General features: G+C 72.7%; 17 protein-coding genes. 5 read left to right on the top strand and 12 right to left on the bottom strand.

Annotation, left to right across the window (positions count from 1 at the left end):
* The first annotated feature begins 7 nt into the window (after nucleotides 1-7).
* On the top strand, nucleotides 8-1,108 hold the full coding sequence (locus tag CFP66_RS36455; RefSeq protein WP_233160012.1) for a glutamate-cysteine ligase family protein: 1,101 nt from the start codon (nucleotides 8-10) through the stop codon (nucleotides 1,106-1,108).
* A gap of 132 nt (nucleotides 1,109-1,240) precedes the next feature.
* Here the strand turns inward: CFP66_RS36455 and panB are convergent, their stop codons facing one another.
* Nucleotides 1,241-2,119, bottom strand: coding sequence for a 3-methyl-2-oxobutanoate hydroxymethyltransferase (gene panB / locus CFP66_RS36460; RefSeq protein WP_369805251.1), 879 nt, complete (start codon nucleotides 2,117-2,119; stop codon nucleotides 1,241-1,243).
* Between the two features lie 199 nt (nucleotides 2,120-2,318).
* On the opposite strand from panB, the gene CFP66_RS36465 reads away from it, so the two are divergent.
* The 3 genes from CFP66_RS36465 (at nucleotide 2,319) to CFP66_RS36475 (ending at nucleotide 6,662) form a co-directional block, all read left to right on the top strand.
* Nucleotides 2,319-3,890: an alpha/beta hydrolase gene (locus tag CFP66_RS36465; protein ID WP_094929900.1), complete on the top strand. Its 1,572-nt coding sequence runs from the start codon at nucleotides 2,319-2,321 to the stop codon at nucleotides 3,888-3,890.
* A gap of 80 nt (nucleotides 3,891-3,970) precedes the next feature.
* Nucleotides 3,971-5,314, top strand: coding sequence for a type I glutamate--ammonia ligase (gene glnA, locus CFP66_RS36470; RefSeq protein WP_094929901.1), 1,344 nt, complete (start codon nucleotides 3,971-3,973; stop codon nucleotides 5,312-5,314).
* 148 nt (nucleotides 5,315-5,462) lie between these two features.
* Nucleotides 5,463-6,662 (top strand): trypsin-like peptidase domain-containing protein, encoded by a 1,200-nt coding sequence (locus CFP66_RS36475; protein ID WP_143517475.1) that lies wholly within the window; start codon nucleotides 5,463-5,465, stop codon nucleotides 6,660-6,662.
* Nucleotides 6,663-6,671: 9 nt separating this feature from the next.
* Here the strand turns inward: CFP66_RS36475 and CFP66_RS36480 are convergent, their stop codons facing one another.
* The 8 genes from CFP66_RS36480 to CFP66_RS36515 all read right to left on the bottom strand — a co-directional run bounded on the left by CFP66_RS36480 (nucleotide 6,672) and on the right by CFP66_RS36515 (nucleotide 16,200).
* Nucleotides 6,672-7,154: an SRPBCC family protein gene (locus CFP66_RS36480; RefSeq protein WP_094929903.1), complete on the bottom strand. Its 483-nt coding sequence runs from the start codon at nucleotides 7,152-7,154 to the stop codon at nucleotides 6,672-6,674.
* A gap of 256 nt (nucleotides 7,155-7,410) precedes the next feature.
* On the bottom strand, nucleotides 7,411-9,024 hold the full coding sequence (locus tag CFP66_RS36485) for an alpha-L-arabinofuranosidase C-terminal domain-containing protein (protein WP_094929904.1): 1,614 nt from the start codon (nucleotides 9,022-9,024) through the stop codon (nucleotides 7,411-7,413).
* A gap of 25 nt (nucleotides 9,025-9,049) precedes the next feature.
* The gene (locus CFP66_RS36490) at nucleotides 9,050-9,907 is read right to left on the bottom strand and encodes a carbohydrate ABC transporter permease (RefSeq protein ID WP_094929905.1); all 858 of its coding nucleotides are present in this window, start codon (nucleotides 9,905-9,907) and stop codon (nucleotides 9,050-9,052) included.
* A complete protein-coding gene (locus tag CFP66_RS36495; protein WP_094929906.1) occupies nucleotides 9,904-10,860 on the bottom strand; it encodes a carbohydrate ABC transporter permease in 957 nt (318 codons plus the stop codon). The genes CFP66_RS36490 and CFP66_RS36495 overlap by 4 nt, the downstream gene beginning before the upstream one ends.
* A 57-nt stretch (nucleotides 10,861-10,917) precedes the next feature.
* Nucleotides 10,918-12,219, bottom strand: a complete 1,302-nt coding sequence (locus CFP66_RS36500) for an extracellular solute-binding protein (RefSeq protein WP_094929907.1) — start codon at nucleotides 12,217-12,219, stop codon at nucleotides 10,918-10,920.
* Nucleotides 12,216-13,697, bottom strand: coding sequence for a sulfatase-like hydrolase/transferase (locus CFP66_RS36505; protein ID WP_094929908.1), 1,482 nt, complete (start codon nucleotides 13,695-13,697; stop codon nucleotides 12,216-12,218). Before CFP66_RS36505 ends, CFP66_RS36500 begins: the two co-directional genes overlap by 4 nt.
* Complete coding sequence (locus CFP66_RS36510; protein WP_158228336.1) at nucleotides 13,694-14,827, bottom strand: ROK family transcriptional regulator; 1,134 nt, start codon at nucleotides 14,825-14,827, stop codon at nucleotides 13,694-13,696. Before CFP66_RS36510 ends, CFP66_RS36505 begins: the two co-directional genes overlap by 4 nt.
* A gap of 983 nt (nucleotides 14,828-15,810) precedes the next feature.
* Nucleotides 15,811-16,200 carry a MerR family transcriptional regulator gene (locus CFP66_RS36515; protein WP_094929910.1) on the bottom strand — a complete coding sequence of 130 codons (390 nt, stop codon included), beginning with the start codon at nucleotides 16,198-16,200 and terminating at the stop codon, nucleotides 15,811-15,813.
* A gap of 121 nt (nucleotides 16,201-16,321) precedes the next feature.
* Between CFP66_RS36515 and CFP66_RS36520 the strand changes: the two genes are divergently transcribed.
* On the top strand, nucleotides 16,322-17,395 hold the full coding sequence (locus CFP66_RS36520) for an alkene reductase (protein WP_094929911.1): 1,074 nt from the start codon (nucleotides 16,322-16,324) through the stop codon (nucleotides 17,393-17,395).
* Between the two features lie 89 nt (nucleotides 17,396-17,484).
* Here the strand turns inward: CFP66_RS36520 and CFP66_RS36525 are convergent, their stop codons facing one another.
* The 3 genes from CFP66_RS36525 to CFP66_RS36535 form a co-directional block, all read right to left on the bottom strand.
* Nucleotides 17,485-18,360: a hypothetical protein gene (locus CFP66_RS36525; protein ID WP_094929912.1), complete on the bottom strand. Its 876-nt coding sequence runs from the start codon at nucleotides 18,358-18,360 to the stop codon at nucleotides 17,485-17,487.
* Between the two features lie 120 nt (nucleotides 18,361-18,480).
* Nucleotides 18,481-19,380 (bottom strand): PfkB family carbohydrate kinase, encoded by a 900-nt coding sequence (locus CFP66_RS36530; protein ID WP_094929913.1) that lies wholly within the window; start codon nucleotides 19,378-19,380, stop codon nucleotides 18,481-18,483.
* On the bottom strand, nucleotides 19,377-20,813 hold the full coding sequence (locus CFP66_RS36535) for a cytosine permease (protein ID WP_094929914.1): 1,437 nt from the start codon (nucleotides 20,811-20,813) through the stop codon (nucleotides 19,377-19,379). The genes CFP66_RS36530 and CFP66_RS36535 overlap by 4 nt, the downstream gene beginning before the upstream one ends.
* Between the last annotated feature and the right edge of the window lies 1 nt (nucleotide 20,814).

Here is a 20,814-nt window from a genome sequence, read left to right on the forward strand (position 1 = left end):
GTGGGCCGTGCGCGTGCGCGCGTTCCGCTACGGCATCGAGCACGAGTGCGCGATGGTATTCGCCGACGGCGGCTTCGCCGACCACACGAACACCGCCTTCGAGGAGCTGCAGTCCGTGGTCGACGCGCTCCCCGAAGACCCGAAGGACTACCCGGACCTGCGGGTCGGTGATCAGGGGATCAAACGCAAACGCTGGTACGTCGAGGGCTACGAGCGCTTCGACGGCCACGGTGAGCTCACCCGCTGCGATCCCAAGGGCATCGAGGTGCGCACCCGCATCCACGATGCGGTGGACGCAGCGGTCGACGCGCTGCGGGCCGACCTGCAGCGGCTCGACGCCGCGCTGGCCGGCACCCGGCTGCGCGCCACGACGGTCTCGTTCAACCCGGTGCGCTCGGACTACCGCATCGAGCCGCCGCTGAACGCCTGGGAGCAGACCCACCGCCAGGGCTCGCCCGAGGAGCGCACGGCGCACCTGCACATGTCGACCTACGGCCCGGACCTGAACCTGTCCTGCGCGGATCTCGACGCCACCGCCCTCGTCGACGTCGGCCGCAAGCTCACCCACTACAGCCCGTGGCTGGTGCCGCTGTCCTTCTCCTCGCCGTTCCGGGACGGGGCGCCCTGGGGCGGCCTCTCGGCGCGCACCGCCGTCCGCACGGGCGTGCGGCCCGCGGCGCTGGTCTTCCTCGGCGCGGACGACGAGCAGGTCGACGCCGACCCCTCGCTCACGCAGGTGGCGCGGCTGCCCGCGGAGGTCGGGCGGATCGAGTTCAAGGCGTTCGACTCCTGCCCGGACCCCGATCTGTACGGCGAGCTGTTGTCCCTGCTCACCGGCCTGGTGCTGGACGAGACGTTGCCCGGTCGGCGCACCACACCGGATGCGGCCCTGCACCGGCACGTCGCCGTCGCGGGGCTCGCCGACGAGGCCGTCCACGCCGGCACCGGCGAGCTGCTCGACGCGGCGGCGCGGGCGCTGGTCGGGCGCCCGGACGACCTCGCGCGGCTCGAACGGCTGCGTGGGCGCTGGCGGCGGCGCGAGTCGCCGGCCGCGGCCATGCTCGCCGCGTACCGCGCGGGGACGCCGGTCGCCGGCCTGCAGCCCTGAACTCCCGCGCGCCTCGCGACACAGGCGCAGCGCGCGACATGCGTGCGCCGAGACCCCGACTCGCGGGTGTGGGGGCACGCCCCCCGCGAGTCGCGGTCTGCGTGCGCCCGTGTCGCGCTCTGGGCGCGGGTGTCAGGTGTAGGAGTGCTCGTCGGCGGGGTAGTGGCCGCCGCGGACGTCGGCGTCGAAGCGCCTCGCGGCGTCGAGCAGGGTGGCGCCGAGGTCGGCGTACTGCTTGACGAACCGGGGCTTGCGGCCGCGGTTCATGCCCGCCATGTCCGACCACACGAGGACCTGGGCGTCGCAGTCCGGGCCGGCGCCGATGCCGATGGTCGGGATGGCGATCTCGGCCGTCACCCGCTTGGCGACGTCGGCGGGCACCATCTCCAACACGACGGCGAACGCGCCGGCGGCCTGCATCGCGAGGGCGTCGGAGACGAGCTGGTCGCCCGCGGCGCCACGGCCCTGCACGCGGTACCCGCCGAGCGCGTGCTCGCTCTGCGGCGTGAAGCCCAGGTGCGCCATCACCGGGATGCCGGAGCCTGCGAGGGCCTCGACCTGGGGAGCGAGGCGGGCACCGCCTTCGAGCTTGACGGCGTGCGCGCCGCCCTCCTTGAGGAACCGGAACGCGGTGCCCAGCGCCTGCTCGGGGCCCACCTGGTAGCTGCCGAACGGGAGGTCGGCCACGACGAGCGCGGACCGCGCACCCCGCACGACGGCCTTGACCAGCGGAAGCAGCTCCTCGACCGTCACCGGCAGCGTGTTCTCGTAGCCGTAGACGTTGTTGGCGGCCGAGTCGCCGACGAGCAGCACCGGGATGCCGGCCTCGTCGAAGATCTCCGCGGTGTAGGTGTCGTAGGCGGTGAGCATCGCCCACCGCTGCCCGTGCTCCTTGAACGCGTGCAGGTGCGGGATCCGGGTGCGCCGCGGTGGCGGGGCGGTGGCGGGCCCGGTGCGGTACGGCGGGTTCTCGGGCGCGTCCGCGGGCTGGGCGTGCGTCGGTCGGGACATCATCGTCCGTCCTCCCTCGAGGCCCGTGCGGGTCCCCGGGTCGTCAGGTGCTGACCGGAGCAGCGTGACACCCGGGGCGCGGGGGCGAGCAGCGGCTGGGACGAGGTTCACACGCCTGTGCGCCGCGACTCGCGGGTTGGGCGGGCGACTCGCGGGGTGGTGCGGGGGAGTCGGGGCAGGACGCTGGCATGCTGGTGCCGTGTTCGTCCGCCTGCGCTCCGTCGCCGTCGCTGCCGCCTCCTGCTCCCTCGCGCTGGTGCTGGCCGCGTGCGCGCAGTCCACACCGGGTGCGGCCGCACCCGGTCCACCCGAGCCGGACCCCGGTCTGGCCCGGTTCTACGAGCAGCAGCTGAGCTGGGGGCCGTGCGGCGAGTACGCCGTCAGTGCGACCGACCAGCAGACCTACGCCAATCCGGCGCTCGAGTGCGCGCGCCTGGAGGTCCCGCTGGACTACGCGGCACCCGACGGTGAGACGGCCCAGATCGGCGTGCTGCGCCAGAAGGCCACCGGCGAGCGGGTCGGGTCGCTGTTGATGAACCCGGGAGGCCCGGGCGGATCGGGCATGAGCCTCGCGGCCTCGCTGTCGGGCCGGCTGACGGAGAGCCCGCTGGCCCAGCGCTTCGACCTCGTCGGGTTCGACCCGCGCGGCGTCGGCGCGAGCACACCGACCATCGACTGCCTGAACGACGCCGAGTGGGAGGCCGAACGCGCCGACCTCGACGTCGACCCGTCGCCGGCGGGCGTGGACCAGACGGAGGCGGAGAACCAGCAGTACGCGCAGCGGTGCGCCGAGCGCTCCGGCGGCCCGGAGGTGCTGGCGAACGTCGGCACCCGCGACGTCGTGCGGGACATGGACATCCTGCGCCAGGCGCTCGGTGACGAGAAGCTGACCTACCTGGGCTACTCCTACGGCACCCGCATCGGGTCCGCGTACGCCGAGGCGTTCCCGCAGAACGTCCGGGCCCTCGTGCTCGACGGCGCGCTCGACCCGACGCAGACCACCGTGCAGCGCACCGTCGACCAGAACGCCGGGTTCCAGCAGGCGTTCGAGGCCTACGCGGCCGACTGCGCCACGCAGCCGAACTGCCCGCTCGGCACCGACCCGGCCCAGGCCACGGCGAACTTCCAGGCGCTGACCCGCCCGCTGATCGACCAGCCCGCCGCCGCCGAGGGCGGAGCGCGCACGCTCTCCTACCCCGACGCGGTGACGGGCACGATCCAGGCCCTGTACCTCTCGGAATACTGGCCGGTGCTCTCGCGAGGGCTGTCGTCGCTGGCGGCCGGAGACGGGACGATCCTGCTGCGGCTGGCCGACGTGTACAACGACCGCGGCCAGGACGGGCACTACGGCAACAGCATCGAAGCGTTCATCGTCATCAGCTGCGTCGACGAGGAGCGGATCACCGACCGCGCCGAGCAGGGCGAGTTGATCCGTCGCTCGACGGAGGCGGCGCCCTTCCGCGACGACGGCCGCGGTGTCGTCGCCGCGCTCGACCCGTGCGCGTTCTGGCCGTCGCCGCCCACCAGCGAGCCGCACGTGCCGCAGGTGGAGGGCGTGCCCCCGACGCTGACCATCTCGGTGACCGGCGACCCGGCCACGCCGTACCAGGCGGGTGTCGACCTGGCGGAGGCCCTGAACGGGGGCCTGCTGTCCGTCGACGGCTCGCAGCACACCGCGGCGCTGCAGGGCAACCAGTGCGTCGACGACATCGTCAGCTCCTACCTGATCGACCTGCAACTGCCGGCCGAAGGGGCCCGCTGCACCCTGTAGGGCGTCGGGCGGAGTGATGTCGCACCCGCCGGCCGCCCCGGAAACATGCCCGTAACGCGACGTTCCTAGGCTCGGCGCCCATGGACCGCCAGCAGGAGTTCGTGCTCCGCACCCTCGAGGAACGCGACATCCGCTTCGTGCGGCTCTGGTTCACCGACGTGCTGGGCTATCTCAAGTCGGTGGCCGTGGCGCCCGCGGAGCTGGAGGGGGCGTTCGCGGAGGGCATCGGCTTCGACGGGTCCGCCATCGAGGGCTTCGCGCGCGTGTACGAGTCGGACATGGTCGCCAAGCCCGACCCGTCGACGTTCCAGGTGCTGCCCTGGGAGACCTCCCCCGGTGAGCACTACTCGGCGCGCATGTTCTGCGACATCGCCATGCCCGACGGGTCGCCGTCCTGGGCCGACCCGCGCCACGTCCTGCGGCGGGCGCTGTCGCGGGCGGGGGAGGCCGGGTTCACCTGCTACGTGCACCCCGAGATCGAGTTCTACCTGCTGCGCGGCCTGCCGTCCGACGGGTCGCGGCCCGAGCCGGCCGACTCCGGCGGCTACTTCGACCAGGCCAGCCACGACGTCGCCCCGCACTTCCGGCGCAACGCGATCGAGACGCTGGAGTCGATGGGCATCTCCGTGGAGTTCAGCCACCACGAGGGCGGCCCGGGCCAGCAGGAGATCGACCTGCGCTACGCCGACGCCCTGACCATGGCCGACAACATCATGACGTTCCGGTACGTCGTGAAGGAGGTCGCGCTCATGCAGGGCGTGCGGGCCTCGTTCATGCCCAAGCCGTTCTCCGAGCACCCCGGCTCGGCCATGCACACGCACTTCTCGCTGTTCGAGGGCGACCGCAACGCCTTCCACGACCCGAACGACCCGTACGAGCTGTCGGAGACCGGCAAGGCGTTCGTCGCCGGGGTGCTGCGACACGCCCGGGAGATCAGCGCGGTCACCAACCAGTGGGTGAACTCCTACAAGCGGCTCATCACCGGTGGCGAGGCGCCCACGGCCGTCTCGTGGGGACACGCCAACCGGTCCGCGCTCGCCCGGGTGCCGATGTACTCGCCGGGCAAGTCGTCCACCCGGCGCGTGGAGATCCGCACGATCGACAGCGCGTGCAACCCCTACCTCGCCTTCGCCGTGATCCTGGGGGCCGGGCTCACCGGCGTCCAGAAGGGGTACGAGCTGCCGGCTCCCACCGAGGACGACGTCTGGTCGCTCACCGAGACCGAGCGCCGCGCACTGGGCTACGAGTCGCTGCCGCAGAACCTCACCGAGGCGCTCTCGGCGATGGAGCACTCGGAGCTCGTGGCGGAGGTCCTCGGCGAGCACGTCTTCGACTTCTTCCTGCGCAACAAGCGCAGCGAGTGGGACGGCTACCGCCGCCAGGTCACCCCCTACGAGCTGGCCACCTACCTGCCGGTGCTCTGAGCCCGCCCCGCTCGGGACCGGTCGTCGCGTAGGCCTCGCGCCGCGGACCGGCGCGCGGCACACTCGGTGGCGTCGACGGAAGATCGCCCGGTCTCCGCCAGTGCCGGGCCCGATGTCGACGATCACGAGTCCGTGAGGGGGCGTGGGCGTGGGCTTCGCTTCGACGGCGCCGGGCCGCAGGCTGACCGGTCTGGTGCTGGCACCGGTCGTCGCCTGCGCGGTGATGGTGATCTCCGGCGCCTCGGCCGCGGCCGACACCCCGGAGCCCGATCCGCCGGGCGCGTCCTCGGACGGCCCGGCGCTCAACACCCTCATCGAGCCGGCCCTGCTGGAGTCGCTCCAGCAGTCGATCGTCGGCCTGGTCGTCGTCTGGGAGGAACCCGAGGATCCCTTCGCCGTGGGGGAGGTCCCCGAAGCGGCGGGTCCCACGGTGCCCGTGGTCGAGCCCCCGGTCATCACGATCTGCACCGGCTGGTTCGACAGCCCGACGACGATCGCCACCGCCGGCCACTGCGTCGACCCCGAGCAGGGCCGGCTGGCCATCGACCTCCAGAACGGCTCGGGGGTCGACCCGGGTACCGGTGAGCCGCTGCCGGCGCCGCCGGTGCAGCCCGAGCCGGAGCGCGTCGTCTACGCCTTCCAGCCGCGCGAGGTGCCGGGAGCCGTCATCACGTCGCCGATCGTCGTCCGGGTGGACAGCTTCCGGCCGGGGGACGAAGGCGACACCGCGAAGCTCGAGATGCATGGCATGCCGCCGGCGAAGCCGCTGGCGATCGCCCCGACCGCGCCGAGGCTGGGCGAGGCCGTCACCTCCATCGGTTTCCCGGGGCTGAACATCGACGCGACCGACGGCATCAACCTCGACGCCCTCGACAGCGGCGGCAAGACCCCCGCCGAGGTGCTGCAGGACTCGCGCCTGCAGCCGGTGAACACCAGCGGCACGATCACGGCCCGGCAGTTCCGCAACGGCGTTGCCGTGTACCAGGTCAACGCCGACCTCGCGGAGGGCATCTCCGGCGGGCCCACCGTCAACGCCCGCGGCGAGGTCTACGGCATCAGCAGCCAGATGTCGGTGCCGTTCCTCGGGCAGAACTTCAACGTCATCACCGACACCGCGATGTTGCGGGAGTTCCTGGGACACGAGCCGGGGGCGACCGTGAGCGGCCGGCTCGCGAGCGAGGGCGGCCCGTTGGCGGGCGGTCTGCCCACCGGGTGGGTCATCTTCCTCTCGGTGCTGGGTGGGGCCGTCCTCGGCGGGTTCGCCATGTGGCTCTTCGCGCGGTCGGCACGCAGGCCGACGGCCGTGCGTGCCCGTGACGACGCCGATCCGTCGCCGGGCAGTGGCTGATCCCGGCGATCAGCCCAGCGACACGGCGACCCGCTCGAGGGCGTCCCAGCTGTCCTGGGCCCCGTCCTCCATGCCGGTCTCGATGATCGCGTCGCGTACCTGCCGGTCGGCGACCTCGGTGAGGACGGACAGCGTGGTGCGCCCGTCGCGCTCCTCGAAGGTGTAGGTGCACACGGCGGGCGGGCCGTCCGGCGCGCCCTCGTACGCCTCCGTGCAGACGATCCGCTTCGCCGGGTCGATCTCGCGGTACTCGCCGTGGAAGCCGACCTCGTAGCCGTCCTCGGTGACGAGGACGTGGCGCCACTGCCCGCCGACCCGCAGGTCGACCTCGGCGACCGTGACCTCGCCCCGGCCGCCGCTCCACCAGCGCCTGATCAGCTCAGGCGTGGTCATCGCCCGATAGACCAGGTGCGTGGGCGCCGCGAACTCCCGCGTCATGAGGATCTGCGTGTCCGTCGGCAGGGTCAGCACCGCACTGTGCGTCGTGGTCATGACCGTGCTCCGTTCTCCGGTCGACCTGCTTCTTCTCCGGTGAGCTCGGCCAGGACGTCGTCGGCTACCGCCCCGTCCACGATGCCGTGGAGCTGCGCTTCCGGCCCGCATGATCCTTCCGAGATCGACCTCAGCGCCCTCTCCGGGGCGAAAGGCGCGACCTCGGAACGATCGATCGATCCGAGGTCGACCTCAGCGCCCTCGCAAGGGCGCGGAGCTCGATCTCGAAGTGATCATGGGGTGGACAGACGTCACCTCACGGGGCGAGCGCGACGTCGAGCAGCGTGATCGAGTGGGCCGGGAAGGTGTAGGTGGAGCCGGTCAGGTCGACCTGCTGCGGGGCGCTCAGCGTGACGGCGTCGGGCTCGGCGATCGAGTTCCACGCGAAGAGGTCCTCGACGCCCGCGCCGATCGTGCGGGTGGTCGCCGTGGCCGGCAGCGCGGCGCCGTCGAGGTCGAGACGCGCGGAGACGGCCTCGGTCGCCGAGCGGTTGATCACCGCGAGGTGCAGCGTGCGCCCGTCCTCGCTGCGGCTCGGGGAGACGTCGAGCAGGCCGACCACGCTCGGGGTGGTGCGGAACCCGCCCTCGGCGTGGCGGTCGTCGCCCAGGCGCAGCGCCGCGGTGCGGGCGGGCCCCTGCACGGTGGCGGCGAGCGGGACCGGGCCGGTGTGGTTCTGGTAGAGGTCCCACACGTGGTAGGTCGCGGCCTTGACCAGGCCGTCCGGGCGGACCGCGAGCAGGCCGTTGGCGTTGACCAGGTTGACCGTGTTGGCCATGCCGACCGGCACGTCGAGCTGCGAGGCGCGGTGCATCGCGTGGAAGACGCCCGCGTAGTAGAGGGCGTCGGCGAGCGTGCGGGGGCTGTAGCGGTTGACGCGCAGCTGCTCGCCGCTCGCCGAGGTGTCCCGCGGTGCCACGCCGCCGTCGGCGTCGGGCTCGGGCTCGGGCCACGCGGCCGGCTCGACGTGGCGGATGTTCCACTCGTCCATCGCGATGGCCAGCGGCCGGCTGCGCCCGTGCGCGGCCTGCACCCGCCGGATCGTCTCGGCCTGCGCCTGGATCGCCTGCTCCACGTAGAGCGACTGCGCCACGACGGCGTCGAACTCGGCCGGGCTCGGGTCGGTCAGGTGGCAGCTGGCGCCGTAGAGGTGCAGCGAGACGTAGTCGATGCGGTCGCCCAGCCCGGCGACGACCGGCTCGGTCCAGTCGTCGCGCGTGCTGCCGACGGCGATGAAGGAGAGTCCCGGATCGACGAGGTTCATGAACTTCGCGTGCTCGCGGGCCGCGGGGACGTACTCCGCCACCGGCCGGTGCCCCATCTGCCACGGGCCGTACACCTCGTTGCCCAGGCCCCAGAAGTGCACGCCGTAGGGCTCGGGGTGGCCGTCCTTCGCCCGCTGCCGGGCGAGCGTGGTGTCGCCCGGGTAGTTGGTGTACTCCACCCACCGCACGGCGTCGTCGACGTCGCGGGCGTGGTGGGCGAGGTAGGGCCGGGTGCCGACGGCCTCGCACCACGCCAGGAACTCGGGCGTGCCGAACCGGTTGGTCTCCTCCGAGCCCCACGCCAGTTCCAGCCGGCGGGGTCGCTCGTCGCGCGGGCCGATGCCGTCCTGCCACCAGTACGGCGAGGTGAAGTTGCCGCCGGGCCAGCGCAGGACCGGCAGGCCCAGCTCGCGGCAGGCCTCGAGCACGTCGGCGCGGCAGCCGCGCAGCGGGCCGTCGGCGATCGAGAGCGGGGAGCCCTCGTCGAACACCCCGCCCTCGATGTTGCCGAAGAACGCCGACTCGAGGAAGTGGCCGTAGATCATCTGGTCGATCGGCGCGGCGCTCGGGATCGGGGAGATCGAGATGGTGGCCGTGACGGTCATGGTGCCTTTCGGTCGTGGAGGTGGTTCATCCCTTGACGCCGCCCTGCGAGACACCCTCGATGATGTAGCGCTGGGCGAGGACGTACACGATGAGCACGGGGACGCTGGCGATCACGCCGCCGGCCATCAGCAGGTCGTAGCGGGTGGTGTTGTCGCTCTGCAGCTGGTCGAGCCCGGCCGGCAGCGTCAGCATGTCGTTGCTGAACAGCACGAACACCGGCCACAGGAAGTCGTTCCAGCTGGTGAGGAACGACAGCACGGCAAGGGTGGCGATCGCCGGGCCGGCCAGCGGGACCATGATCCGCCAGAAGACGCCCCACTGGTTGCACCCGTCGACGATCGCGGCCTCCTCGAGCGAGGAGTGGATGCCGAGGAAGAACTGGCGCAGGAAGAACACCCCGAACGCCCCGGCGGCCGAGGGCACCACCAGCGACGCGTAGCTGTTGAGCCAGCCGAGCTGGTTGACGATGAGGAAGTGCGGGATCAGGAAGATGATCCCGGGCACGAACATCGTGGCGATGATCAGCACGAACAGCGTGCGCTTGAACCGGAACTCCATGCGCGCGAGCGCGTAGGCGGCCGTGGTGGCCAGCACGACGACGAGCGCGCTGTGCAGCACCGCGGTGAGCAGGCTGTTGCCCAGCCAGCGCAGCACCGGCACCTGCGGGTCGGTGAGGATCTCCGCGTAGGCCGAGATCGTCGGGTCGTTCGGCCAGAGGGAGAAGTCGAGCGCGTTCGCCTCCTGCGGCGACTTGAACGACGTGGAGAGCATGAACGCGAGCGGGAACGCGATGAGCGCGGTGAGCACCATGAGCGTGATCGCCAGCCCGACGCGGGGCCTGCGGCGCCGGCGGGTGGGCGCGGCGGGAGTGGTCGTGGTCATTCCTGGTCACCGACCTTCCGGAAAAGCAGGAACACGATGGCGCTCACGACCATCAGCGAGACGGCGAGGATCATGCTCATCGCCGACGACGAGCCGATGTCGAAACCCTCGATGCCGGTGTGGGCGATGAAGCCGATCGCCGTGCGGGTGGCCTTGCCCGGTTGTTCCCGGGTGATCAGCGCGGACTGGCCGTACATGTTCGCCGAGGCGATGATCGTGATCATCACGACGAACTGCAGCACCCGCGCGATCCCCGGCAGCGTCACCGCCCACAACCGCTGCCACGCCCCCGCGCCGTCGACCTTCGCGGCGTCGTAGAGCTCGGCCGGTACGTCGGCCAGTGCCGCGAGGTAGATGACGGTGTTGAAGCCGAGCGTCCACCAGAGCGTCGCGATCACGAGCGCGACCCAGCCCGCGGGCAGCGACGTCGTCCAGGCGATGTCGTCGGGCAGCCCGACGGCGCCGAGGATCTGGTTGACCGGGCCGAGCCGGCTGTCGAGCAGGTAGTTCCACAGCAGCCCGGTCACCGCGACGCCGAGCACGTACGGCGCGAAGAACGCGGCCCGGAAGAACGTGCGGCCGGGGAACGCGCGGTTGAGCAGCAGCGCGAGGCCGAACGGGACCACCACGAGCAGCGGCGCGCTCGCGACCGTGAAGATCGCGGTGGCCCGCATGCCCTTCCAGAACTCCACCGACAGGACGCTCTCGCCGCTGACCAGGTCGGCGTAGTTGTCGACACCGACGAACGGCCGGTGGGGCAGGCCGAGGCTCCAGCGGTGCAGGCTCGCCCAGAGCCCGAGCCCGATCGGGAGCAGGACGAACACCGCGAACAGCACGAAGAACGGGGCGAGGAACACGTACGGCGTCCACGGCTTGCCGCGCAGCGCCCGTGCCGGGGGCGGCGCGACGGTCGGCGCGTCGGATCGCGGCGCCGCGATCGTGCTGGTGGTCATGGCGTCCTCGGGATCGGGTGGTCGGTCATCGCGTTGTCGGTCATGTCGCGTTGTCGGTCATGACGTGTAGAGCTCGCGGAAGTCGTCGAGCTGGCGCTGCGCGGTGTCCTGGGCGAACGCGAGCGCGTCGGCCGGTGCGGCGCGCCCGAGCATCGCCTCGCTGACAGCACGCTCGTAGCTGTTGCCCGCGATGTCGCGCGAGCTGGGCACCTGCGGGAGGAAGAAGAGGTTGTCGAACACCTCGGCGGTGGCGAGCCTCGCCTGCGGTGCGGCGCGGAACTCGTCGGTGTCGCGGGCCAGGTTGCGGGCCGGGGTCATGCCCGCCTCCACCCACGTCGTGGAGTTGCGGCTGGTCCAGTCGACGAAGACCTGCGCGGCGTGCGCCACGTCCGGGTCGGCCTGCGACTGCTGCGTGAGCACGAAGTTGTGCGAGTTGGCGAACGCACCCGGGCGCGTTCCGATCTGCGGCAGCGGTGCGACGTCCCAGGCGAGGTCGGGTGCGGTCTTACGCAGGTCCGGGATCGTGGCGGGCAGATCGGTGAGCAACGCCGAGGAACCGTTCTTCAGCGGCGGGCGGTCGTTCGTGACCCCCTGCGGGCTGTACCCGCGCTCCACCGTCGCCCGCATCCACGTCAGCGCCTCGACGCCCGCCTGCGAGGCGAAGGTGGCCCGTGTCCCGGCCTCGTCGAACAGGCTGCCGCCGAACTGGCCGAGCAGGCCCACGAACAGTTGCCAGCGGTCCGACGCCACCCAGTACGGGTTCTCCACCCCGGACCCCTGCAGGGCGGCCATCGCGGCGTCGAAGGTGTCGCCGCTCAGCGGTCCGCTGATGCCGGCCGCGGCGAACGCCTCGGTGTTCCAGTACTGGGCGCCCGTGAAGACGTCGAGCGGGATGCCGTAGCGGCGGTCCTGGTAGGTGCCCTGCTCCCAGACGGCGGGCACGAAGTCGTCGCGCCCGAGTTCGAGCCCCGCGACGAGGTCGTCGAGCACCACGATCGTGCCCCGGATCGCGAACGTCGAGAGCTGGTCGAGGTGCATGATCGCCACGTCCGGGCCGTGGCCCGCGCCGACGGCGGGCAGCACCTTCGCGTACATGTCGTCGGCGTTGAGCGAGGTCATCTCGACCGTGATCTGCGGGTGCGCGGCGTTGAAGGCGTCGACGATCTTCGCCATCGTCGGCCCGTCGCCGCCGGTGAACGGGTTCCAGAACTGCAGCGTCCGCGGCGGGCCGGTGTACTCGCCCGGGAACGCCGCCGCCGGCACCCGCGCCGCGTTCGCGTCGATGGTCGCCGAGCAGCCGGCGAGCGCGCCACCCACCGCCGCGGCGCCGAGTGCGAGGAATCCGCGCCGGGTGATCACGAGGTGCCGGCCGTCTCGAAGGAGCTCAGCGACGCGTCGTGGTCCTTGCCGCCCACCGGGTACATCGACGTCATCCAGTGGTAGAAGTTGTCGCCCCGGTCGCGCAGCTGCCGGTAGAGGTTGGCGAGCAGCTCGCCACGGACGGCCTCGTGCCCGGGATCGGTGTAGCGGTTGTGCAGCTCGTCCGGGTCGTCGCGCAGGTCGTAGAGCTCGTTGACCGACTCCGGGTTGACCACGAGCTTGTACCGGTCGGTCACCAGGGCGCGCTGCGGGTAGGGGAAGTGGTGGCCGTGGAACTCGAGCACCAGGTCCTCGCGCCACCCGCTGTCGTCACCGTGCGCGATCGGGCGCAGTGAGGCCCCGTCCACGGCCTTCGCGGGGTCGAGCCCGGCGACGTCGAGGATCGTGGCGGTGAGGTCGATCAGGGTGGCGAACCGGTCGCTGCGCTGCCCGGGCACCCCGCCGGGCAGGCGGACGACCCCCGGCACGCGGTAGATGTCCTCGTACATCGCCGGGCCCTTGTCGTGCAGCCGGTGCGCGCCGGTGAACTCGCCGTGGTCGGCGGAGAAGAACACCGCGGCGTCGTCGTAGAGCCCGAGCTCGCGCGCCACGTCGATCACCCGGCCGATCTGTTCGTCGATCAGCGTGACGTAGCCCCAGTACGCGGCCACGAGCTTGCGGGAGACGTCTTCGGGGATCGTGTCGAAGGTCCAGTGCGCCGAGTAGTTGGCCTGCACGGGCGGCTTGCCCTCGAACGTCTCGGCCACCGACGCGGGCAGCGTGACGTCGTCCGGGTCGTACATGTCGAAGTACTCGCTCGGCACGATGTAGGGCAGGTGCGGGCCGAAGAAGTGGGTGGCCAGGAAGAACGGCCGGCCCGGCTCCTCGGCGTAGCGGCGCAGCATCGCGATCGCGCGCTCGGCGAGGAAGTACTCGAACGTGGCCTCCACCGGCTGCTTCAGGCGCGCGGCCAGCAGGTTGCCGGGGGTGCCGTTGGGGAACGTGCCGCGGATCTCGTCGGTGATGGCGTAGCCGGGCAGGTCGTGTTCGGCCAGGTAGGCCTCGTACTCGGCGGCGTCGACGGGGTTGTGCCAGCCGTGCAGGTGCGGGCCGTCGAAGCCGTAGTCGGCCGCGGTGCGGCGGGTGCCCACGTGCCACTTGCCGATCAGCCCCACGTTGTAGCCGGCGGCGCGCAGGTCCTGGCCGAACGTGTACTGGTCGTCGGCCAGCTCCTCGCGGTACCCGACGTTGCGCTCGTAGTTCGCGAGCAGCTGGTGGCGGTAGGGGGCCGCGCCGCTCAGCAGGCTGGCGCGCGCCGGCGTGCAGATGGCGGTGGGCGTGTAGAAGCGGTCGAACGTGGTGCCTTCGGCGGCCACGGCGTCGAGCACGGGCGTGCGCACGACGTGGTTGCCGTAGGCGCCCAGGGTGTCGGTGCGGTGCTGGTCGGTGAGGAAGAACAGGACGTTCGTGGGTGTCATGCCGATCCTGGGAGGTGTCGTGGCGAGAGCGGGCCGGTGAACGCGATCGACGGGTCGTGCAGCACGAGGGCCACGCCGCCCAGCGCACCGTCGAGATCACCGAGCTCGGCCGTGCGGACGGTGACGTCGTCGACCTTGTCGGGGTGCAGGTGGCGGGCGAGGGTCTGGCGGACGGGCCGCACGAGGTGCTCGCGCAGCGCGGCGAGGTCCCCGCCGAGCACGACCGTCGCCACGTCGAGCACGCTGCCGGCGCCGGCCAGGACCAGCCCGATGCGCTGGCCCGCCTCCGTCACGGCGGCGCGGGCCCGAGGCTCGTCGCGGTCGAGCGCCTCCGCGAGCCCGGCGACCGTGGTGACGCCGCCGTGCGCGAGGACGGATTCCACGCGCACGTAGCACTCCAGGCAACCGCGGTTGGAGCAGCGGCACAGCGGACCGGTGGGGTCGAGGCACACGTGGCCGAACTCGCCCGCCGTGTCGCCACGACCCCGGTGCACGCGCCCGTCGAGGATCACCGCGCCGCCCACGCCGCTGGACAGCCGCACGTACAGCACGTCGGGGGTTCCGCGCGCCGCGCCCCAGACGGACTCGGCGAGCCCGGCGAGCCGCGCGTTGTTGTCGGTGCGGACGGCCACCCCGAACGCGGCGGTGAACGCCTCGCGGATCGCCTCGACGACCGCGGGCCGGTCGCTGATGCTGCCGGCGATCCCGATGCCGACGGCCGCGAGGGCGGCGTCCGGCTGCTCGCCGAGCACCTTCCGGGCGAGCCGGACGGCGATGGCGCACCGCGTCTCCCACGGCGTCGAGCGCGGGTAGGGGCGGGTGGCGGAGCCGACGATCTCGTGAGCGGCGTCCGCGGCCACGACTCCGACGCGGGTGTGGCCGAAGTCGAGGCCGAGGACGAGCCCGGCGGCGGGGTTGAGCGCCAGGCTCTGCGGGGTCCGCCCGAGGCGTCCGGGATCGGGCGTCTCGGTCACGACCACCTTCCCCGCGGCCAGCAGGTCGGCCGTCAGCGCCGAGACCGTCGCGCGGGAGAGCCCGGTCGCGTCGACGAGCTCGGCCCGGCTGGCACGACCGTGCCTGCGCAGGTGCTCGAGGAGCCACGCCTCGTGGGCGCGCCGACGTTGGGGCACCGGGTCAGCCTGGAAGCCGGCGCGCCATTCCGTCAACATTGCGGCATGCCTTCTGTCAAGATATTGACAGAATCAGGCAGAAGCGGGCCCGGCACACCCGTCGCGCCCCCTCCCCGCGAGTCGGGACCCCACCCCCGCGAGTCGGGACCCCCACCCCCGCGAGTCGGGACCCCGCCCGCGCGAGTCGGGGCCAACCCCCGCGAGTCGGGGCCAACCCTCGCGAGTCGGGGCCAACCCCCGCGACTCGGGGTCTCACCCCCGCGACTCGGGGTCTCACCCCCGCGAGTCGGGCCCCCTCGAGCCCGAACCAGCCGGTCGCGGTCGGTCGTCCCCACGGTTGCGGGCCGCTTGATCGGTGATCGCACCGAGCTGTGCCTGGCGGTTGCGCCGGCGACGCTCACGTGCGGGTCGTAGCGATCACCGCCCGCGAGACGTACCTGAGTGCGGTGCGCACGACCGCCACGAACTTGCCGGAACGATCATGGCGAGGTGAAGGCCGCCCGAATGTGCTGCCGGCACCGCGGCCTCGACGCGGCTGCGGTTAAGACGCCGGCGCGATTCGTGGGGAGGGGGGCGCGGCTAGCGGGGTAGGGCAACGCGACTCGCGGGTAGGGCAGCGCGGCTGGCGGGTAGGGCAGCGCGGCTGGCGGGTAGGGCAGCGCGGCTGGCGGGTAGGGCAGCGCGGCTGGCGGGTAGGGTGGCGCGACTGGAGGGGCAGCGCGACTCGCGGGGATGACGGCGCGACTGGCGGGGAGAGTGGCGCGGCTGGCGGGGATGACAGCGCGACTGGCGGGGAGGGCCGCGACTCGCGGGGAGGGGGCGCGACTCGCGGGGGTGAGGCCACGACTCGCGGGGTGAGGCCACGACTCGCGGGGAGGAGACCCCGACTCGCGGGGGTGAGGCCACGACTCGCGGGGAGGAGACCCCGACTCGCGGGGAGGGGGGCGCGACTCGCGGGGGACGGGGGCGCGGTACGGCCGCGCTCACGTCGTGGCTGGCGCTCCTCCGGCGAGGGCCATGCGGGAGGAGTGGCTGCGGTTGGCCTCGATCAGGCGGTCGAGGGCGTCGCGGGTGTGGATCAGCCCTTCGATGTGGCTGGTGAGCTGGTCGCGCTCCTCGATCATCCGGTGGAACGCGGAGTCCATGGTCTCGGAGCTGGGGGAGTCGACGCAGGGCAGCAGCTCGGCGATGGTTCGGCTGGACAGGCCGGCGGCGTAGAGGCGCTGCAGGAAGCGCACGCGCTCGACCGCGTCCTCGGTGTAGTGGCGTTGCCCGCCCGAGCTGCGGGTGCTGCTCAGCAGGCCTTGCTCCTCGTAGTAGCGCAGCGACCGGACGCTCACCCCGGCCCGCTCCGCGAGTTCCCCGATCCGCACGGCGACCTCCTCCTGTGATCCACGACGCAAAACCTCGCCTCTGACGTCAGTGTCAGGTCCTAGCGTACGTGGTGCTCGCCCACCGCGTGCATCGATATCCCGAGGACCGAGGAGCCGGACCGTGAACACCCTGTTCGACCGCTACCAGCTGGGCGACCTGGCCCTCCCCAACCGGGTCGTGATGGCGCCCATGACCCGCGTCCGCGCGACCGCAGACGGTCGGGCGACGCCGTCGATGGCCGCCTACTACGCCCAGCGCGCCACCGCAGGCCTCATCGTCAGCGAGGGCGTGCAGCCCAACCGGATCGGCCAGTCCAACCCCGGTACCCCGGGGCTCGTCACGCCGGAGCAGGTCGCCGCATGGCGGCCGGTCACCGACGCCGTGCACGTCAACGGCGGCCGGATCTTCGCCCAGATCATGCACGGTGGCCGGGTCTCGCATCCCGACACCACCGGCCTGCAGCCCGTCGGTCCGTCCGCCGTGCCGGCCACGGGCGATGTCTTCACCCCGAACGGCCCGCGGCCTGCGCCCGTCCCGCGCGCGCTGGCCACCGCCGAGATCCCCGAGCAGGCCCGTTCCTACGCCGACGCGGCCCGCCTCGGCGTCGACGCGGGGTTCGACGGGGTCGAGCTGCACGGCGCGAACGGCTACCTGATCGGCCAGTTCCTGTCCTCCAGCGCCAACCTGCGCACCGACGCCTACGGCGCCACGATCGCGGGCCGCATCCGGTTCGCGGTGGAGGCGGTCGAGGCGACCGTCGACGCGATCGGTGCACGGCGCACGGGCATCCGGCTCTCGCCGGGGGCCGGGCTGTGGGGCGCGCAGGAGTCCGATGTGCCGGAGCTCTACACCGCCCTGCTGGCCGAGCTGAGCCGGTTCGACCTGGCCTACATCCACCTCGAGGCGACCACCGACACGGACACGCTGCTCGAGCTGCGCAAAGCCTGGGACGGGCCCTTGATCGTGAACCCGGCCTTCCCGATGGGCCCGCAACGCACCGACCGCAGTTCCGCCGACCACTGGCTCGACCTCGGCGCCGACCTGATCAGCTTCGGGCGGGCCTTCATCAGCAACCCCGACCTGGTCGAACGCCTCCGCGCGCAGCTGCCGATCGTCGAGGACGACCAGGCCACCTGGTACCAGGGCGGCGACACCGGATACCTCGACTACCCGGCCTACCGACACGCGGCGTGACGGGCGATCCGGCGACGGGGGAGTGTCGGCCGACCGCTCCGCGAGGTAGACCTCATGGGGAGTAGCGGGCGTTCTGAGCCCCATGAGGTCTATCTCGCGCGTTCCAGGGCCCGCGTGAGCTGGCCGATGATGAGGCCCGACCGGCGACGGATCTCGAACTTCGTGTACCGGTAGATCCGCCAGCCGTCGTCGACCAGACGGGTGTAGCGGCCGACGTCGCGCAGCACGCGGTCAGGGGTGGTGTGATCGGCGCCCTCGTACTCCACAGCGAACATCTGCTCGGGCCAGGCCAGGTCGAGCCATACCGCGGTGCCGTCGCGTTCGTCCTGCACCACCCACTGCACCTCGGGGCGGGGCAGCCCGGCCAGCACGATCAGCATCCGCAGCCGCGTCTCGGCCGGCGAACCGGAGCGGCGATCGGCGTGCGCGAGCACCTGTGCGATGTCGCGGTTGCCGCGCGCTCCGGGGTTGTGGGGGGCGAAGTGCAGCAACACGTCCGGGAAGAAGTGGTGCACGTTGGCGAGCCGGTCCACCGCGACGACCCGCTCGACCAACCCGCCGCGGCGGGCGAGGTCATAGGCGGTCCGCATCGGACTGGTGACGCGGACGCCCTGCACCTCGGTGCTCTCGCCGTGCGCGAGCTGCGTGCGGTGCACCAGTAACCCCGGGGCGGGTCGCTGACCGCGGTGGGGCACGGTGACCTCGGCCGGCGCGTCCCAGGGGCCGCACGAGGCCCCGAGGATCTCGGCCGCGGAGTAACCCGACAGCACGCCGATTCCTTCGACGTAGCGGAACGCCGCGTGCGAGCGCAGCGTCAGGTCCGGCGGCATCTGCTCCGGAGTGACGTAGGTGTCGGGGAACAGCCGCAGGAACTGCGGGCCCTGAAGCAGGTCCCAGGTGACGAGCCCGGCCGCAACTGCGCTGGACCCGCGGAACGCTCTCGGCCAGCCGGCGACCTCGTCCACGTCCGGAGCATGGCAGCGGCCCCGGAGCCAGCGTGGCCGTTTCGTAGAACTCGCGCGAGGTAGACCTCATGGGGCTCAGAGACGTGGCGCAGCCCCATGGTGTCGATCTCGAGGTGCGCTTCAGCGGCGGGCGAGCAGGGCGTCCACCTCGGCGCGGGTCGGGGCGGTGGCCGGGCCTGCGCGGGTGACGGCGAGCGCCGCGGCCGCGTTCGCCCGGGTCGCCGCCTCACGCAGATCAGCCCCGCGGAGCAGTTCGGCGGCCAGCACGCCGCAGTGGGCGTCGCCGGCGCCGTTGGTGTCCACCGCGTCCACCGGCACGCCCGGCACGTGCTCGGCCACACCGTCGCGGACCACGTGGCAGCCTGCGGCGCCGTCGCGGATGACCACCACGGCTCCGTCGGGCAGCACGGCGCCCAGCGCGCGCCCGGCGTCGGCCGGGTCGGTCCGGCCGGAGAGGAGCCGGGCCTCGCGGGCGTTGCAGCTCAGCACCGACGTCCGCGCCAGGGTGCGGGCCCACAGCGCCGGGTCGATCTCCGCCACGAGCGGTCCCGGATCCACCAGCACCGAACCGCCGGTCAGCGCGAGGATCTGCTCGGCCTTCTCCGGGACGAGCAGGCTGTACCCGCTGACGTAGACGACGTCCGCCGCGGCGACGGGCGGCGGGGTGCCGGCCACCGCGGTCTCGGCGCCGCTGCCCGTGACGAACGTGCGCTCGCCGGAGTCGTCGACGAGCACCACGCAGAGGCCGGTGTCGGCGTCCGGGGTCGGCGGCAGGGCCACGGTGATCCCCTCGGCGGCCAGCGCGGCGCGGGCGAGGTCGCCGCGCGGGCCGCTGCCGTGCCCGCCCGTGTAGACGACGTCGGCACCGGCGCGGGCGGCCGCGGCCATGACGTTGAACCCGCCGCCGGGCTGCTCGACGGTGTTCGAGGCGAGGACGTCGCCGCCGACCGGCGGGAGCGCGGGCACCCGCATCACCAGGTCGATCACGACCTGCCCGGTGTGGACCAATTGCCCGCTCACGACCGCGGCTCCCGCGCGCCGCCCAGCGCCGCGTAGGCGCCCGCCCCGACGACGAACGTGATCACCCAGGCCAGGCCGTTCTCGCCCAGCCAGGTGGCGGACAGCGGCCCGGTGAACCAGGGGCCGTCGGACGGCCCGATCGTCGCGAACAGGTAGCCCACGACGATCGCCGTCGCCCACGCGCCCACGGCCCGCGGCTCCACGCCGGACCGGTACCAGTAGGCGCTGGTGCGCGAGGTGTCCAGCAGCGCGACCGGGTCGTAGTGGTGCCGCTTCAGCATGTCGACCGCGAAGACCGCCACCCAGGCCGTGATCGGCACGGCGAGGGCGCTGATGAAGGCGATGAACGGGGTGTAGAAGCCGTCGGCGACCAGCATGAAGTAGATCGCGCCGAGAAAGGTCACCACGACGTCGACGACCACGGCCCACACCCGCCGCACGCGGATGCCCAGCGTCAGCGTGGTGAGCCCGGCGGAGTAGACCGACAGGTGGTTGGACAGGAGCAGCCCGCCGAACGCGGCGACGAGGTAGGGCACCGCCATCCAGGTCGGCAGCATCGCGCGGATCGCGGCCACCGGGTCCCCGGCGTCGGCGAGCGACGGGTCGCCCGCCGCGAGCATGCTGCCCAGCGAGATCAGCAGCACCAGCGGGATGCCCGCGCCGGCCGCGGCCGAGAGCACGAGCGAGCCCGCCCGTACGGCGGGCGCCTGGTAGCGGGAGACGTCGGCCGAGGCGTTGGCCCAGCCGATTCCCGTGCCGGCCGCGATCACGCCGACCCCGGCGACCACGACGCCGACCGGTGCGGGCGAGGCGGCGCCGATCGCGGCCCAGTCGACCGTCGCCACGAGGAACCCGCCGACCACGATGTTCAGCGCGCCGAACACCCACGTCGCGACGCGTTGCACCGCCACCAGGAACGCATGCCCGAGACCGGCCACCAGCACCGTGAGCACCTCGAACACCGCGATGCACACGATCGTCAGCACCGGGTGGTCCTTCGCCTGCGGGCTGGTGCCGAGCAGGATCGTGGCCAGCGACAGCAGGGCGAACGCGGCCGTCGTGGTGTTGACGGTCTCCCAGCCGAGCCGGGAGAGCAGTGAGATCAGGGTCGGGCCGATGTTGCCGCGTGCGCCGAAGACCGCCCGGGACAGGGTGAGCCCCGGCGCGCCGCCGCGGCGGCCGGCGATGGAGATGGCGCCGACGATCGCGAACGAGCCGACCGCGCCGAGCACGGCCGCGATGACCGCCTGCCAGACCGTCATGCCCATCGCGACGAGCGTGGCGCCGAGCGGGAGCCCGAGGATCGAGATGTTGGCGGCGAACCACACCCAGAACAGCTGGCCGGGCCGGCCGTGGCGCTCGTCGGGCGGGACGGGTTCGATGCCCCGTGTCTCGAGGGTGGACGCGGTGTCGGTCGTGGTCTCGGTGGCCATC

Source organism: Pseudonocardia sp. MH-G8 (assembly GCF_002262885.1).
In the GTDB taxonomy this organism is placed as follows: Bacteria; Actinomycetota; Actinomycetes; order Mycobacteriales; family Pseudonocardiaceae; genus Pseudonocardia.

What these genes read in the sequence shown, in the direction of transcription:
- panB (WP_369805251.1), bottom strand. Translation starts at nt 2,119, where the DNA reads ATGTCCCGACCGACGCACGCCCAGCCCGCGGACGCGCCCGAGAACCCG.
- glnA (WP_094929901.1), top strand. Translation starts at nt 3,971, where the DNA reads ATGGACCGCCAGCAGGAGTTCGTGCTCCGCACCCTCGAGGAACGCGAC.
- CFP66_RS36480 (WP_094929903.1), bottom strand. Translation starts at nt 7,154, where the DNA reads ATGACCACGACGCACAGTGCGGTGCTGACCCTGCCGACGGACACGCAG.
- CFP66_RS36485 (WP_094929904.1), bottom strand. Translation starts at nt 9,024, where the DNA reads ATGACCGTCACGGCCACCATCTCGATCTCCCCGATCCCGAGCGCCGCG.
- CFP66_RS36490 (WP_094929905.1), bottom strand. Translation starts at nt 9,907, where the DNA reads ATGACCACGACCACTCCCGCCGCGCCCACCCGCCGGCGCCGCAGGCCC.
- CFP66_RS36495 (WP_094929906.1), bottom strand. Translation starts at nt 10,860, where the DNA reads ATGACCACCAGCACGATCGCGGCGCCGCGATCCGACGCGCCGACCGTC.
- CFP66_RS36505 (WP_094929908.1), bottom strand. Translation starts at nt 13,697, where the DNA reads ATGACACCCACGAACGTCCTGTTCTTCCTCACCGACCAGCACCGCACC.
- CFP66_RS36535 (WP_094929914.1), bottom strand. Translation starts at nt 20,813, where the DNA reads ATGGCCACCGAGACCACGACCGACACCGCGTCCACCCTCGAGACACGG.